The 13,237-nt window shown below is 34.7% G+C and carries 13 protein-coding genes; 12 read left to right on the plus strand and 1 reads right to left on the minus strand.

Annotated features, from left to right (window positions below):
- The first annotated feature begins 153 nt into the window (after nt 1-153).
- The 7 genes from IEV35_RS14535 to IEV35_RS14565 all read left to right on the plus strand — a co-directional run bounded on the left by IEV35_RS14535 (nt 154) and on the right by IEV35_RS14565 (nt 6,291).
- Entirely contained in the window at nt 154-1,074 is a 921-nt protein-coding gene (locus tag IEV35_RS14535) for an aspartate carbamoyltransferase catalytic subunit (RefSeq protein ID WP_188385392.1), read from the plus strand.
- A complete protein-coding gene (gene pyrC, locus IEV35_RS14540) occupies nt 1,034-2,326 on the plus strand; it encodes a dihydroorotase (protein WP_188385393.1) in 1,293 nt (430 codons plus the stop codon). Before IEV35_RS14535 ends, pyrC begins: the two co-directional genes overlap by 41 nt.
- A 36-nt stretch (nt 2,327-2,362) precedes the next feature.
- Nucleotides 2,363-3,118: a dihydroorotate dehydrogenase electron transfer subunit gene (locus IEV35_RS14545; protein WP_308419794.1), complete on the plus strand. Its 756-nt coding sequence runs from the start codon at nt 2,363-2,365 to the stop codon at nt 3,116-3,118.
- Nucleotides 3,115-4,029, plus strand: a complete 915-nt coding sequence (locus tag IEV35_RS14550) for a dihydroorotate dehydrogenase (protein WP_188385394.1) — start codon at nt 3,115-3,117, stop codon at nt 4,027-4,029. Before IEV35_RS14545 ends, IEV35_RS14550 begins: the two co-directional genes overlap by 4 nt.
- Nucleotides 4,026-4,733 carry an orotidine-5'-phosphate decarboxylase gene (pyrF, locus tag IEV35_RS14555; RefSeq protein ID WP_188385395.1) on the plus strand — a complete coding sequence of 236 codons (708 nt, stop codon included), beginning with the start codon at nt 4,026-4,028 and terminating at the stop codon, nt 4,731-4,733. Before IEV35_RS14550 ends, pyrF begins: the two co-directional genes overlap by 4 nt.
- Nucleotides 4,730-5,350, plus strand: a complete 621-nt coding sequence (pyrE, locus tag IEV35_RS14560) for an orotate phosphoribosyltransferase (RefSeq protein WP_188385396.1) — start codon at nt 4,730-4,732, stop codon at nt 5,348-5,350. Before pyrF ends, pyrE begins: the two co-directional genes overlap by 4 nt.
- Nucleotides 5,351-5,430: 80 nt before the next feature.
- On the plus strand, nt 5,431-6,291 hold the full coding sequence (locus tag IEV35_RS14565) for a LysR family transcriptional regulator (RefSeq protein WP_188385416.1): 861 nt from the start codon (nt 5,431-5,433) through the stop codon (nt 6,289-6,291).
- An 81-nt stretch (nt 6,292-6,372) separates the two neighbouring features.
- Here the strand turns inward: IEV35_RS14565 and IEV35_RS14570 are convergent, their stop codons facing one another.
- The gene (locus IEV35_RS14570; RefSeq protein WP_188385397.1) at nt 6,373-8,076 is read right to left on the minus strand and encodes an Rqc2 family fibronectin-binding protein; all 1,704 of its coding nucleotides are present in this window, start codon (nt 8,074-8,076) and stop codon (nt 6,373-6,375) included.
- A gap of 95 nt (nt 8,077-8,171) precedes the next feature.
- Here IEV35_RS14570 and IEV35_RS14575 point away from each other — a divergent pair, with 95 nt between their 5' ends.
- From IEV35_RS14575 to rpoZ, 5 genes are all read left to right on the plus strand, one after another.
- A complete protein-coding gene (locus IEV35_RS14575; RefSeq protein ID WP_188385417.1) occupies nt 8,172-10,844 on the plus strand; it encodes a calcium-translocating P-type ATPase, SERCA-type in 2,673 nt (890 codons plus the stop codon).
- A 237-nt stretch (nt 10,845-11,081) separates the two neighbouring features.
- Nucleotides 11,082-11,972, plus strand: a complete 891-nt coding sequence (locus IEV35_RS14580; protein WP_229740760.1) for a YicC/YloC family endoribonuclease — start codon at nt 11,082-11,084, stop codon at nt 11,970-11,972.
- Nucleotides 11,973-12,041: 69 nt separating this feature from the next.
- The gene (gene remA / locus IEV35_RS14585; RefSeq protein ID WP_010096736.1) at nt 12,042-12,302 is read left to right on the plus strand and encodes an extracellular matrix/biofilm regulator RemA; all 261 of its coding nucleotides are present in this window, start codon (nt 12,042-12,044) and stop codon (nt 12,300-12,302) included.
- A gap of 27 nt (nt 12,303-12,329) precedes the next feature.
- Entirely contained in the window at nt 12,330-12,950 is a 621-nt protein-coding gene (gene gmk, locus IEV35_RS14590) for a guanylate kinase (protein ID WP_188385399.1), read from the plus strand.
- On the plus strand, nt 12,947-13,144 hold the full coding sequence (rpoZ, locus tag IEV35_RS14595; RefSeq protein WP_188385400.1) for a DNA-directed RNA polymerase subunit omega: 198 nt from the start codon (nt 12,947-12,949) through the stop codon (nt 13,142-13,144). Before gmk ends, rpoZ begins: the two co-directional genes overlap by 4 nt.
- The last annotated feature ends 93 nt before the right edge of the window (nt 13,145-13,237 follow it).

A 13,237-nucleotide genomic window follows, 5' to 3' on the forward strand; every position in this document is an offset into this window, starting at 1 on the left:
CCAGAGAGATTTACAAGGTCGCTTGTTTTACGTGTGCTAAAAATTTCTGCACGTGTACCTCTTTGCGACCAAAAAGCGCAAAGAGGTTTTTTTATACTTATGAAATATCAAGATATATGCAGTTCATATGTAAACCAAAAAGGAGTGTTAACCGTGAAACATTTTTTCTCCATCAATCAGTTAACAAATCAAGAGATTTACAGAATCATTCAAAATGCTTGGAAATACAAAAAAGAAAATGCTACGGTTTCAAAACAACTTTTTGCAGCAAATTTATTCTTTGAGCCTAGTACAAGAACGAAAATGAGTTTCATCGTCGCGGAAAGGAAATTGGGTTTAGAGGTTTTAGATTTTCATGCAGATAGTTCTAGCTTGAAAAAGGGAGAGTCACTATACGATACAGTAAAAACATTTGAATCTATTGGGGCAAATGTTGCCATTATACGACATGAATCTGATGACTGGATAAATGAATTAGCATCAGGAATTAACATTCCAATTATAAATGCAGGAGCAGGTAAGAAGGAGCATCCAACCCAATGCTTGTTGGATTTACTAACTATCTACGAAGAGTTTGGAACCTTTAAAAATTTAAATATTGTAATCGTTGGTGACATCATTCATAGTCGAGTAGCGAAATCGAATGCTCATGCTCTAAGAAGGCTTGGAGCAAATGTCTATCTTAGTGCTGCACCGGGTTTTGAAGATGATTCACTTGATTTTCCATATGTAAGTATTGATGAAGCCACTCAAATTTGTGATGTTGTAATGTTATTACGGATCCAACATGAGCGTCACACAGAAAATAATCAACATGTAAAATACTTGGAACAATTCGGTTTAACGAAAGAACGGAAAAATAAAATGAAGAAAAATGCAATCATTCTACATCCTGCACCTATCAATCGTGGAGTAGAAATTGACAATGACTTAGTTGAATGTGATCAATCAAGAATATTTAAACAAATGAATAATGGTGTTTATGTAAGAATGGCATTATTAACACATGTATTACAGGAATGGGGGATTATTGATGAGAATCTTGTTAAAGAACGCTATTCGATTGTTGGATGATGGTAGCTTAGAAATTTGTGATGTTTTGGTAGAAGAAGGGAAAATTAATGCTATAAATACAACAATTGAAAATATAAAGGTAGATAGAACGATTAATTGTAATGGAAAATTATTAGCTCCTGGTTTTATAGACGTACATATCCATTTGCGTGAACCGGGTGGAGAGCATAAAGAAACAATTAAAACTGGTACAGAAGCAGCAGCAAGAGGTGGTTATACTACTGTTTGTGCAATGCCTAATACAAATCCCGTACCAGATAATGAAGAAAAGATTATTAGCTTACTAGAAAAGATTAATAAAGATGCATTAGTTAGAGTGTTACCATATGCATCCATCACAAAGGATTTGCAAGGTAAAGAACTAACAGATATGAAAAATTTGTCTAAAATGAATGTTTTTGCTTTTACAGATGATGGTGTCGGAATACAAACCGCAGACCAAATGTACCGTGCTATGAAAGAAGCATCAAGTTATGGTAAAGCTATTGTTGCTCATTGTGAAGATAACTCCATTGTTTATGGAGGAGTTGTTCATGAAGGGGAAGTAAGTAAACGGATGAACTTGCCAGGTATTCCTTCATTAAGTGAGTCGGTTCAAATTGCTCGTGATGTGTTAATAGCAGAAGCTACTGGATGTCATTATCATGTTTGCCATGTTAGTACAAAGGAATCAGTAAGAGTAATTAGAGATGCTAAAAGAGCGGGCATTCATGTTACTGCGGAAGTAACGCCACACCACATATTACTGAACGAAGACTCTATCCACGAGGAGGATACGAACTTTAAGATGAATCCACCACTTAGGAGTAAAGAGGATCAAGAAGCATTACTTCAAGGACTGTTGGATGGAACAATTGATTTTATTGCAACTGATCATGCACCTCATAGTAAAGTGGAAAAAGAACAAGGAATGCTTAGAGCTCCATTTGGAATTGTTGGATTAGAAACAGCATTTCCACTACTCTATACGTATTTAGTCAAGCCAGGTAAAGTTTCATTAAAACAATTAATTGACTGGTTAACGATAAATCCCGCAGATGTTTTTCGATTACCGTTTGGTAAATTAGCAGAAGGGGAAGTAGCTGACCTTACTTTAATTGACTTAGATAAAGAGTTAATAATTGATAAAAATAAATTCTCTTCAAAAGGTAAAAATACACCATTTCATAATTGGAAAGTAACAGGTGTTCCAGTATTAACGATTTTTGAAGGGGAAATTGTTTATGAAGAAAAAAACAAAGCTTATGTGTGAGCAATTAGCAAAAATGATAAAAAGAGGATTTATAATATGATGAAACGAGAAAAAATGAGAATTGTATCAACTAGAGTAATTGCAAAAGAAACAATTGAAATGGTCCTTGAGAATAAATGGATTAGTACACATGCTTCACCAGGACAATTTCTTCATATTCAAATAGGTTCCCATACATTAAGAAGACCGATTTCCATCGCAGATTGTAATCATGTAACTAATGAAATTACAATTCTCTTTAAAATTACAGGAGATGGTACACGGCATCTTGGAGAATATCAAGTTGGTAACTATTTAGATGTATTAGGGCCAATCGGAAATGGATTCCCGACAAATATTACTGCCCAATCAACTGTACTATTAGTCGGTGGTGGCATAGGCGTTCCTCCACTTTATTTTCTTGGTAAATTTTTAAAAGAAAATGGAATCAATATAAAAGCTGTTCTAGGTTTTCAAGGCGAAGATCATGTGTTTTATGAACCGAATTTTAGAGAATTGGGTGAGACCATTATTGTAACAAATGATGGTTCTTATGGAGAGAAAGGTTATGTGACGGATGTATTAGAAAATAACCTAGCCTTTGATTATTACTATTCCTGTGGGCCCACACCGATGTTGAGATCTTTAATTTCAGTACTTAAAGGAAAGAAAGGTTATATATCTCTGGAGGAGAGAATGGGCTGTGGGGTTGGAGCTTGTCTAGCTTGCATACTACCTGCGAAGAATGAACGTGGGTATAAGAAGATTTGTTCAGATGGACCTGTATTTAATGTAGAGGAGGTCACAATATGACGAATCTAGCAATAGAACTTCCTGGATTATCACTTAAAAATCCTGTCATGCCTGCATCTGGGTGCTTTGGTTTTGGTCGTGAATATGCTACGTTTTATAACCTTAATAAATTAGGTGCTGTTATTATGAAAGCAGCAACGATGCAAGAACGTTTAGGTAATCCAACACCTAGAGTAGCAGAAACAGCGTCAGGAATGTTAAATGCAATAGGATTACAAAACCCTGGCGTTACGAAAATCATTGAAACAGAAGTACCATTTTTATCGCAGTTTAACACAAATATCATTGCTAATATTGCTGGCAGCTCTCTTGAAGAGTATGTTGAAGTAGCTAGAGCTTTTAATGAAACAGATCAGGTTCATGCGTTAGAGCTTAATATATCCTGTCCAAATGTAAAAGAAGGTGGACTTCAGTTTGGCACTGACCCACTTATGGCTGCACGGGTTACAGAAGCGGTGAAAAAATCTACTAATCTACCGGTTTATGTGAAATTGTCCCCGAACGTATCTGATATTGTTCAAATAGCGAAAGCAGTTGAAGCAGCAGGTGCAGATGGATTATCCATGATTAATACACTGACGGGGATGCAGATTCATCTACCTAGTAGAAGACCATTGATTGCAAACAAAACTGGTGGTTTATCGGGACCTGCTATTAAACCAATTGCAATTCGTATGATTTATGAAGTTAGCAGTCAAGTTAACATACCAATTATTGGTATGGGTGGTATTCAACGAGCAGAAGATGTTTTAGAATTTCTATTAGCAGGTGCTAGTGCTGTTGCCATTGGTACAGCAAATTTCCAGAATCCGTTTATTTGTGCTGACATAATTGATGATTTACCAAGAGTATTAAAACAATATGGTTTTAATTCGGTACGGGAAGCGATTGGAAAGGGGATTGTTGCATGACAAAATCAATATTTCTAGCATTAGACTTTCCAAATTGGAAGGAAGCGAGAGACTTTCTAGATTATAATGACCTTCATGGTGTGCCAGTTAAAGTTGGTATGGAGCTTTATTATCGTGAGGGACCTCAAGTTATTGAATATTTAAAACAAAAAGATCATAAGATTTTTCTAGACTTAAAATTATATGATATCCCGTCGACTGTGATGAAAGCAATGCAAGTAATCTCGAGTTTAGAAGTAGATATGGTTAATATACATGCTCTTGGAGGAAGTGAAATGATCCAGTGTGCAAAAGAAGGGCTTGTACGAGGTAATTCTAGTTCACGTAGTAAGTTAATTGCAGTAACGGTATTAACGTCGATGGATCAATACGTTTTAAATAATGAAATAGGTATCCCCGAAAATGTAGTGGACACAACAGTTAAGCTTTCGAAGACGGCTAAAGATAATGGTGCAGACGGGGTAGTATGTTCTGTGCATGAAGCAGTAAACATAAAAGATGAATGTGGGGACCATTTTATTACCGTTACACCTGGAATTAGATTAATAGATTCTAATATAAACGATCAAAAACGAGTTGCAACACCGAGTTTTGCTAAAAAAAATGGGTCTGACTATCTAGTGATAGGACGCAGTATTACTAACTCCAAACATCCTAGAAAAGCATATGAACAAGCAGTAAAAGAGTGGGAGGATTTATTATGACATTAAGTAAAGAACTTGCAAGGGATTTATTACAAATAAAAGCAGTACAAATCAACTTAGAAAATTATTTTACTTGGGCGTCAGGAATGAAATCTCCAATTTATTGTGATAATCGTCTAACTATATCCTATCCGGAAATTAGAAAAATGATTACAAATGGATTTATCGAAAAGGTCAACCAAATGAATATAAAACCAGACGTTATTGCTGGATGTGCAACAGCTGGGATTCCTCATGCAGCTTGGCTTGCGGATAAACTAAATCTTCCAATGGTATATGTAAGGTCCAATCCAAAAGGACATGGGAAGGGTAACCAGATTGAGGGGGAAAGTGTTGTAGGTAAAAACGTATTGGTAATAGAAGATCTAATTTCGACTGGAGGTTCAGCGTTAAAAGTTGTTGAGTCACTAAGGGAATCTGGAGCTTCAGTCCTTGGGGTGATGTCAATTTTTACATATGGATTAAGAAAAGCTAAAACAAATTTTGATGCAGCAGCAGTTCAATATGAGAGTCTTACAAATTATGAAGCATTAATTCAATCATTAGTAGAAGATAGTAATCTTCACAAAGACAAAAAAAGAATTCTGTTAGAATGGCGAAACTCCATTGAATCATAAGATGCTACTGTAATAAGTAGTAATTTATTATATAATAGATTTATATAATAAATTGTTATCAAGGACGAGGTTGTTTTATGATAAAGATTGATGATTATGAATTACTACTTAAGTTAAATGAAATAGGTACGATTCGTGGTACAGCCAAGGCAATATTAATTTCCCAACCAGCTGTGACACAGCGGCTAAAGTTTATTGAAGAATATTTTGGAGAACTTATATTTATTCGAACACCAAAAAATCTCATTCTTACACCAAGTGGGGAAATCATATTAGAACACGCGAAAAAAGTTGTAATGAATGAACAAGCAATTAAAAATATGCTTGCCAAGTCTAGTAATGAAGTTCAAGGGACTCTGTCCATTGCCTGTTCTTCATTAATTAGTCAGCGATTTCTTCCAAAAATCTTAGGTGAGTTTACTAACCGTTATCCGAAAGTAACAGTAGATTTAGTTACAGGTATTAGTGAAGATATTCGTAAGAATCACAAGGATTACCATGTTTGTATTATCCGTGGAGAAAAATTAAAGGAATCCGTTAGCATAAGACTCTTCGATGATCCACTATATATTTTTGATACAGAACCATTTCCTAAGGATACTTTAAAAGAACGACCACTGATATCCTTTAAAAGTGATGATAGTATGCATGAGTTAGTCGATAATTGGTTGTACCATCATCAACAACAAATAAAGCCATTACGTACAATGACAGTGGATCAAATTGAGACTTGTAAACAGTTTATGAAACAGGGGATTGGAATGGCAGTCCTTCCGAAAAGTGTTTCAGATTCTATGATGGATGAATTCCCTCATGTAGCGTTAGAGCTTGATGGAAAACCAGTTACTCGTTATACATGGGTATCCTATCAAGAAGGGATTCGAGAATTACCTCAAGTAGATGAATTTATTAAGATGTTGACGAATCAAACATTTTTATAAACACTTATTTTTAATTTTAAAAAAAAGAAACGATAGCTTGATGATTATCGAGCCTCGTTTCTTTTTCTATTTTCTATTCCGTTATCTCTTTAGATTATCTACTACCGATTTGTCTGGAGTTACGTATATTGTCTTTTGGTTATCGTAAATAACAAATCCAGGTTTACTACCATTTGGTTTTTTGACGTGTTTAACGAATGTATAGTCTACAGGTACAGACGAAGAGTTTTGTGATTTACTAAAGTAAGCGGCTAATTTTGCTGCTTCTCTAATTGTCTCCTCACTCGGTTGATTGGAACGGATGATTACGTGGGAACCAGGAATATCTTTCGTATGCAACCAAATTTCATCTCTTCTAGCAAGCTTCATCGTTAAATATTCATTTTGTTTATTATTTTTTCCAACTAAAATTAACGTTCCATCTGAAGCAATATACTCTTCTGGCTTAGGAAGAGTTTGTTTAGATTTACGCTTATTTTTAGGTTGTTTCTTTAAATATCCTTCTTCTCGTAATTCTTCTCGAATTTCTTCTAAATCTTCTACACTAGCTACATCAATTTGTTGCAGTAATTGATTAAAATATTCGATTTCTTCACTCGTCTTAATCATTTCTTCTTCTACTTTTACTTTTGAAGTTTTCAATTTTGAATATGTTTTAAAGTAACTTTGTGCGTTTTCGCTAGGTGTTTTTTGTGGGTGTAACTCGATTGTAATTTCCTTTTGTTCAGGATCATAATAATCAATTACTGTGACAGACACATCACCTTGCTTTACTACATGCATGTTGGCTGTAAGTAGTTCACCAAGTTTTTGATATGTATCTGCATTCTCTGCTTTTTGTAACGTACGTTCATGTTTTTTAAGCTTTCTTACATTCTTATCGCGCTCATTTTGAATAAAGCGATACAAGTCCCTCGCTTGTTGTTTGACACGATCTCGTTCGGCTTTTCCAGAATAGTATTCATCCACCATCTCATTCGTAGAAGCGAACTGTATTTTCTCACCTGAGAAAGCTGTAATTGGGATGACATGATACTCTTCCTTTTTGCCTTTATATATCGTTGGTTCATATATATGATGCATTATTTGGTGTTGGAGATTATTAAATACCTTCATGTAAACATCATTAGAACCTAATTGAGAGCGAGCAATAACTTCTTTTGCAATAAAAGGTGAAAATCCCGTAAATTTGCTTACAATTTGTAGATCGACTTTTCCAGCATTGAAGTCAAGTTTTCGAATAAATGTCTCACCATCGATAGATAATGGATTAATCTTATCTTGCTTTGGTGGTGCAACATATTCTGATCCAGGTAAAATCGTTCGATATCTGTTATGTGCCATCGATACATGTTTAATACTATCTATAATATGGCCGCGTTCACTATCGATAAGAATTAAGTTACTATGCTTCCCCATTAATTCTACAATAAGTTTTTTAATAGAAATATCTCCAATTTCATTTCTAGTTTTTACATTAAAGGTAATTATTCTCTCCATTCCATCCTGTTCAATTGATTCGATTGTTGCGCCTGACAAGTGTTTTCGTAATACCATACAGAACATAGGAGCTTCAGGAGGGTTTTGAAACGTATCTTCTGTAATATGTACACGGGAATAAGTTGGATGTACAGAAATTAGTAAGGTATTATTTTTCCCTTTACTTCTAACCGTCATCACAATTTCTGTCTCAGACGGCTGATAAATCTTTGCTATTTTTCCTGGAACGAGCGTATTAGTTAGTTCATATGTAATTGCTCTAGTTACAATTCCGTCAAATGGCATTAGTCTCACCTCTAGTTCAAATTATAGCATTATTTTGGACAAGTCTGCATAGATATCACTATAAGATAATGTGAGAATAGTTACGCTCTCAGATGATGGAGGAATGGGTCGTGAAAAAGTGGTATCAATTAGATGTAGAACAAGTGGAACAAAAGCTTCAAGTTACATCAAATAGGGGACTGTCCCCAAAGCAAGTAGAGGAGAGACAGAAGAAGTTTGGCTATAATACACTAGAAACAGGTAAACAAGCTTCTAAGTGGATTCTCTTCATTAAACAGTTCCAAGATTTTATGGTACTTGTATTACTCGCAGCAACTTTAATTGCAGGAATGCTTGGTGAGTTTGTTGATGCTATTGCGATTATGGTAATCGTTTTAGTAAATGGGTTTATCGGGTATTTTCAAGAACAAAAAGCAGAGAAATCACTGGAGAAACTTAAAGAATTGTCAGCTCCCATGGCAAATGTATTTCGAGATAAACGGTGGGAGAAGATTTCTTCACGTGAATTAGTTGTAGGTGATATTGTAAAAGTAAATAGTGGTGATCGGATTCCTGCAGATATTCGAATTGTTAAATCGAATAGTTTAGAAACAGAAGAATCAGCCTTAACAGGTGAATCACTTCCAGTAATGAAACACGCCACTGCTATCATGCGAGATGATTTAGATGCTGGAGATCAAGTGAATATGGGGTTTATGGGTACTCTCGTTACCCGTGGTTCAGGTATTGGTATTGTAGTAGGTACAGGGATGAATACCGTAATGGGACAAATAGCTTCATTAATGTCTAGTACGAAAAAAGTCCCTACACCACTAGAAAGAAAGCTAGCTGAACTAGGTAAAATATTAATCGTCGTCGCAATTTTACTTACTATATTAGTAGTTGGACTTGGAATTATTCAAGGTCACCCAGTATACAATATGTTTCTAGCAGGAGTTTCATTAGCAGTTGCGGCAATACCCGAAGGATTACCTGCCATTGTTACTGTTGCATTATCACTAGGTGTACAGCGTATGATTCGCAAAAAAGCAATTGTTCGAAAGTTATCTGCAGTTGAAACATTAGGCTGTGCTTCTGTCATTTGTTCTGATAAAACTGGTACAATGACGGAAAACCAAATGACAGTTAAAGAAATTTACTTAAATGGAGAAAATATCGTTGTAACAGGTGATGGTTATGATATTGAAGGGCAGTTCCTATTAGGTAAAAAGAAATTAAAAGTAGATTATCCAAACCTTGAAACGATGTTATTATACGGTCAATTATGTAATAATGCTGAATTACAAGTGAAAAAAGGGAAGTATTTTGTAAATGGTGATCCAACTGATGGAGCTTTAGTAGTTGCAGCAAGAAAAGTAGGACTAAATCACTTAAGTGGAGATAATTATAAAATTATTAAAGAAATTCCCTTTGACTCCGATCGTAAACGAATGAGTGTTGTAGTCGAAGATCAAAATGATAGACGCTTTTTAATAACGAAAGGTGCACCTGATGTGCTTTTACCTCGTTGTACTTATTTCCTTGAAGATGATGGTAGAAAACTACTTAAGGAACGAAATAAGGAGCATATCGAGCAAGCAATTGATCGGATGGCAGAGAAGGCATTACGGACTATAGCCATTAGTGTAAGACCATTATCGAAAGATGTTCCATTAGAATCCGCCTTCCTTGAGAAAGATTTAACTTTTATAGGATTATATGGCATGATTGACCCTCCTAGAAAAGAAGTAAAATCAGCAATTGCCGAGTGTCGTCAAGCAGGAATTAAAACGGTAATGATTACTGGTGATCACGTCAAGACTGCACGAGCTATTGCCAAGCAGTTAAATCTTCTACCTGAGGATGGGTTAGTTTTAGAGGGTAGCCAATTAAATCAAATGACTACTGATGAATTGGAAGAGATAATTGAAGATACTTATGTATTTGCCAGAGTGACACCAGAACATAAACTGAAAATTGTAAAAGCCTTTCAAAAGAAGGGTCATGTTGTTGCAATGACTGGTGATGGGGTAAATGATGCACCTGCAATAAAAGCAAGTGATATCGGCATTAGTATGGGAATTAGTGGAACAGATGTAACAAAAGAGGCGTCTTCATTAGTTTTAATGGATGATAATTTTGCTACGATTAAAGCTGCAATTCAAGAAGGTCGTAATATTTATGAAAATATACGGAAGTTTATTCGTTATTTACTTGCTTCAAATGTCGGTGAAATCTTAGTTATGTTGTTTGCTATGTTATTAGGTATGCCTTTACCTTTAGTTCCGGTACAAATACTTTGGGTGAATTTAGTGACGGATGGTCTACCAGCAATGGCTTTAGGTCTTGATAAACCGGAAGATGATGTAATGAAACGAGCACCACGTAGTCCTAATGAAGGTGTTTTTGCTAGAGGACTCGGATTTAAAATTATTTCAAGAGGGATCTTAATTGGGTTAGTTACGTTAATAGGCTTTATAGTTGCCTACCAAAACACGCCAGAAAATCTTGTTTATGGTCAAACAATTGCATTCACTACTTTAGTAATGGCTCAATTAATTCATGTATTCGATTGTCGAAGTGATAATTCTGTTTTTGACAGAAACCCATTTGAAAATATTTATTTAATCTTTGCTGTCTTATCGTCTGTATTATTATTGTTAGTAGTTATTTATTGGCCACCACTACAGCCAATCTTCCATACAGTGGGCTTAGATTTAAGAGACTGGATGTTAGTATTAGGACTTGCAGCAATTCCAACTGTATTATTTGGATTTACTAGGAAATAAATTGTAAAAAGAGGTTGGACATAACTAATTCTATTAAAAGTATGACCGAACATTAAAGTCAGTGTATCTTACTTAGCCCCGGAAATATATTATGCTTTCCGGGGCTAATGTGGGAGTGTTCGTTAGTTTACTTTTAACTGAACTATGTCCAACTCTCTTTTTTTGTTTAAAATAACCATGTATTATCGATTGCTTAGATGAAAATATGCTATAATTAACCCTAGTTATAAAAAGTGGGTGAGTATATTGCCAAATAGTATGACTGGATATGGTACAAGTACTTTACAATTAGAAGATACAACTATTACAGTTGAAATACGCTCTGTAAATCATCGATTCTTGGATATTATACCGAAATATCCTAGATCATTTTTATTTATGGAAGAAAAAATTAAAAATTGTGTAAAGAAATATTTCCAACGAGGAAGAATAGAAATACATATTGAAGTTATAGGGAATCATTTTGTTAATAAAACTATTGCCGTTAATTGGGAGTTAATGGATCAATTTATAGAACAGTTAGAACTAGCAAAAAATCGTTACTCTTTAAATGGAGATATTCCATTCTCTTCGTTAACCAATATACCAGACCTTATCTCCATTCAAGAAAATGAACAAAAACCTACCGAAATTGCAGATAAATTAATTTCATGTGTCGATGAAGCGTGTAGTAATGTGTTAGCAATGCGACAAGATGAGGGCAAGTATTTAATGGAAGATATTCAAAAACGGGTAGCAATAATCCACAATACCGTTATGTTACTATCTGAACGACGTGAAACTGTTATAAAAGAATATCAATTAAGAATCAAGAAGCGTATAGAGAGTTTAACTAATGAACTAATTTCTTTAGATGATGGTCGAATATACCAGGAAATAGCAATATTAGCCGAAAAAGGTGATATCTCTGAAGAAATTACTCGCTTATTAAGTCACCTTGATCAAATTAGTGAACTTTTAAAAAGTAAAGACCCGATTGGGCGAAAATTAGATTTTATTGTTCAAGAAATGAATCGTGAAGCAAATACGATTGGTTCTAAATCTACGGATAGTAAAATAGGTGAGTGGACTGTTCAAATGAAAAGTGAAATCGAAAAAATAAAAGAACAAGTACAAAACATGGAATAGCACATGATAGATACTTTCAATTTTGTTTAAAAGCCTATATAATAGTTTAGAATGATAGGGGGAAGTATAGTGGGTTTACAATTAATTAATATTGGATTTGGGAATGTTGTTTCAGCTAATCGTGTTATTTCGATTGTATCACCTGAATCAGCACCAATTAAACGAATTATCTCTGTTGCTAGAGATAATAATAAATTAGTCGATGCTACATACGGAAGAAGAACAAGAGCTGTTATTATTACAGATAGTGACCATGTCGTATTATCAGCAGTTCAACCTGAAACTGTCGGTCAACGTGTATTAAGCCACGAAGAAATGACAGATGAATAAAGAGGTACATTTTTAGGAGGAAATAATTTGATTGAAGAGAAAGGTATTTTATTTATACTCTCTGGACCATCTGGTGTTGGAAAAGGTACAGTGAGAAAAGAACTATTTGAACGGAAAACAGAACTACGTTATTCTATCTCCATTACTACTAGAGGAATGAGACCTGGAGAAGTAGATGGTGTTGATTACTTCTTTAAAACTAATGAAGAATTTGAGCGGCTAATCGATGAGAATAAATTGTTAGAGTACGCTAAGTTTGTTAATAACTATTATGGAACACCAAAAGATTACGTGATGGAAACGTTAGATAAAGGCCATGACGTCTTTTTGGAAATTGAAGTTCAAGGTGCTATGCAGGTGAAAAAGAATTTTCCTGAAGGGGTCTTTATCTTCCTTTTCCCACCAAGTTTAGAGGAGTTAAAAAATCGTATCGTAAACCGTGGGACTGAAAATGAGGATGTCATTATTGATCGATTAAAAGAGGCACGTAATGAGATTGAAATGATGGATGCATATGATTACGTCGTTGTAAATGATGATGTTGATAAGGCAGTTGCGAAAATTCAAGCAATTATACAAAGTGAACATTGTAAAAGAGAACGTATTGCAGCACAATATAAAAAAATATTGGAGGATGAATTATCATGATGTTAGAACCTTCTGTTGATGAATTACAAGAAAAAATAAAGTCTAAGTATTCCCTTGTAACATTATCTGCTAAAAGAGCTAGACAACTACGAGAGTTAAATAATCTTCGAATTGAAAATCCGAAATCCCATAAATACGTAGGTATGGCACTTGAAGAAATTGCAGCAGATGAGTTGAAGTTAGAACAAGACTAATAAAAAATAATCCCTTGCATCCAAGATGTAAGGGATTATTTTTATCTTTTAAAATATGGTATAAATAGACTAGAAGGTCTTACATAACTGATG

This window comes from Ornithinibacillus halotolerans (assembly GCF_014637405.1).
GTDB lineage: Bacteria > Bacillota > Bacilli > Bacillales > Amphibacillaceae > Ornithinibacillus > Ornithinibacillus halotolerans.

Excerpts from the sequence above, each read along its gene's own strand:
- IEV35_RS14545 (WP_308419794.1), top strand. The coding sequence starts at position 2,363 with ATGATGAAACGAGAAAAAATGAGAATTGTATCAACTAGAGTAATTGCA.
- IEV35_RS14575 (WP_188385417.1), top strand. The coding sequence starts at position 8,172 with ATGGAGGAATGGGTCGTGAAAAAGTGGTATCAATTAGATGTAGAACAA.
- rpoZ (WP_188385400.1), top strand. The coding sequence starts at position 12,947 with ATGATGTTAGAACCTTCTGTTGATGAATTACAAGAAAAAATAAAGTCT.
- IEV35_RS14550 (WP_188385394.1), top strand. The coding sequence starts at position 3,115 with ATGACGAATCTAGCAATAGAACTTCCTGGATTATCACTTAAAAATCCT.
- pyrC (WP_188385393.1), top strand. The coding sequence starts at position 1,034 with ATGAGAATCTTGTTAAAGAACGCTATTCGATTGTTGGATGATGGTAGC.
- IEV35_RS14570 (WP_188385397.1), bottom strand. The coding sequence starts at position 8,076 with ATGCCATTTGACGGAATTGTAACTAGAGCAATTACATATGAACTAACT.
- pyrF (WP_188385395.1), top strand. The coding sequence starts at position 4,026 with ATGACAAAATCAATATTTCTAGCATTAGACTTTCCAAATTGGAAGGAA.
- pyrE (WP_188385396.1), top strand. The coding sequence starts at position 4,730 with ATGACATTAAGTAAAGAACTTGCAAGGGATTTATTACAAATAAAAGCA.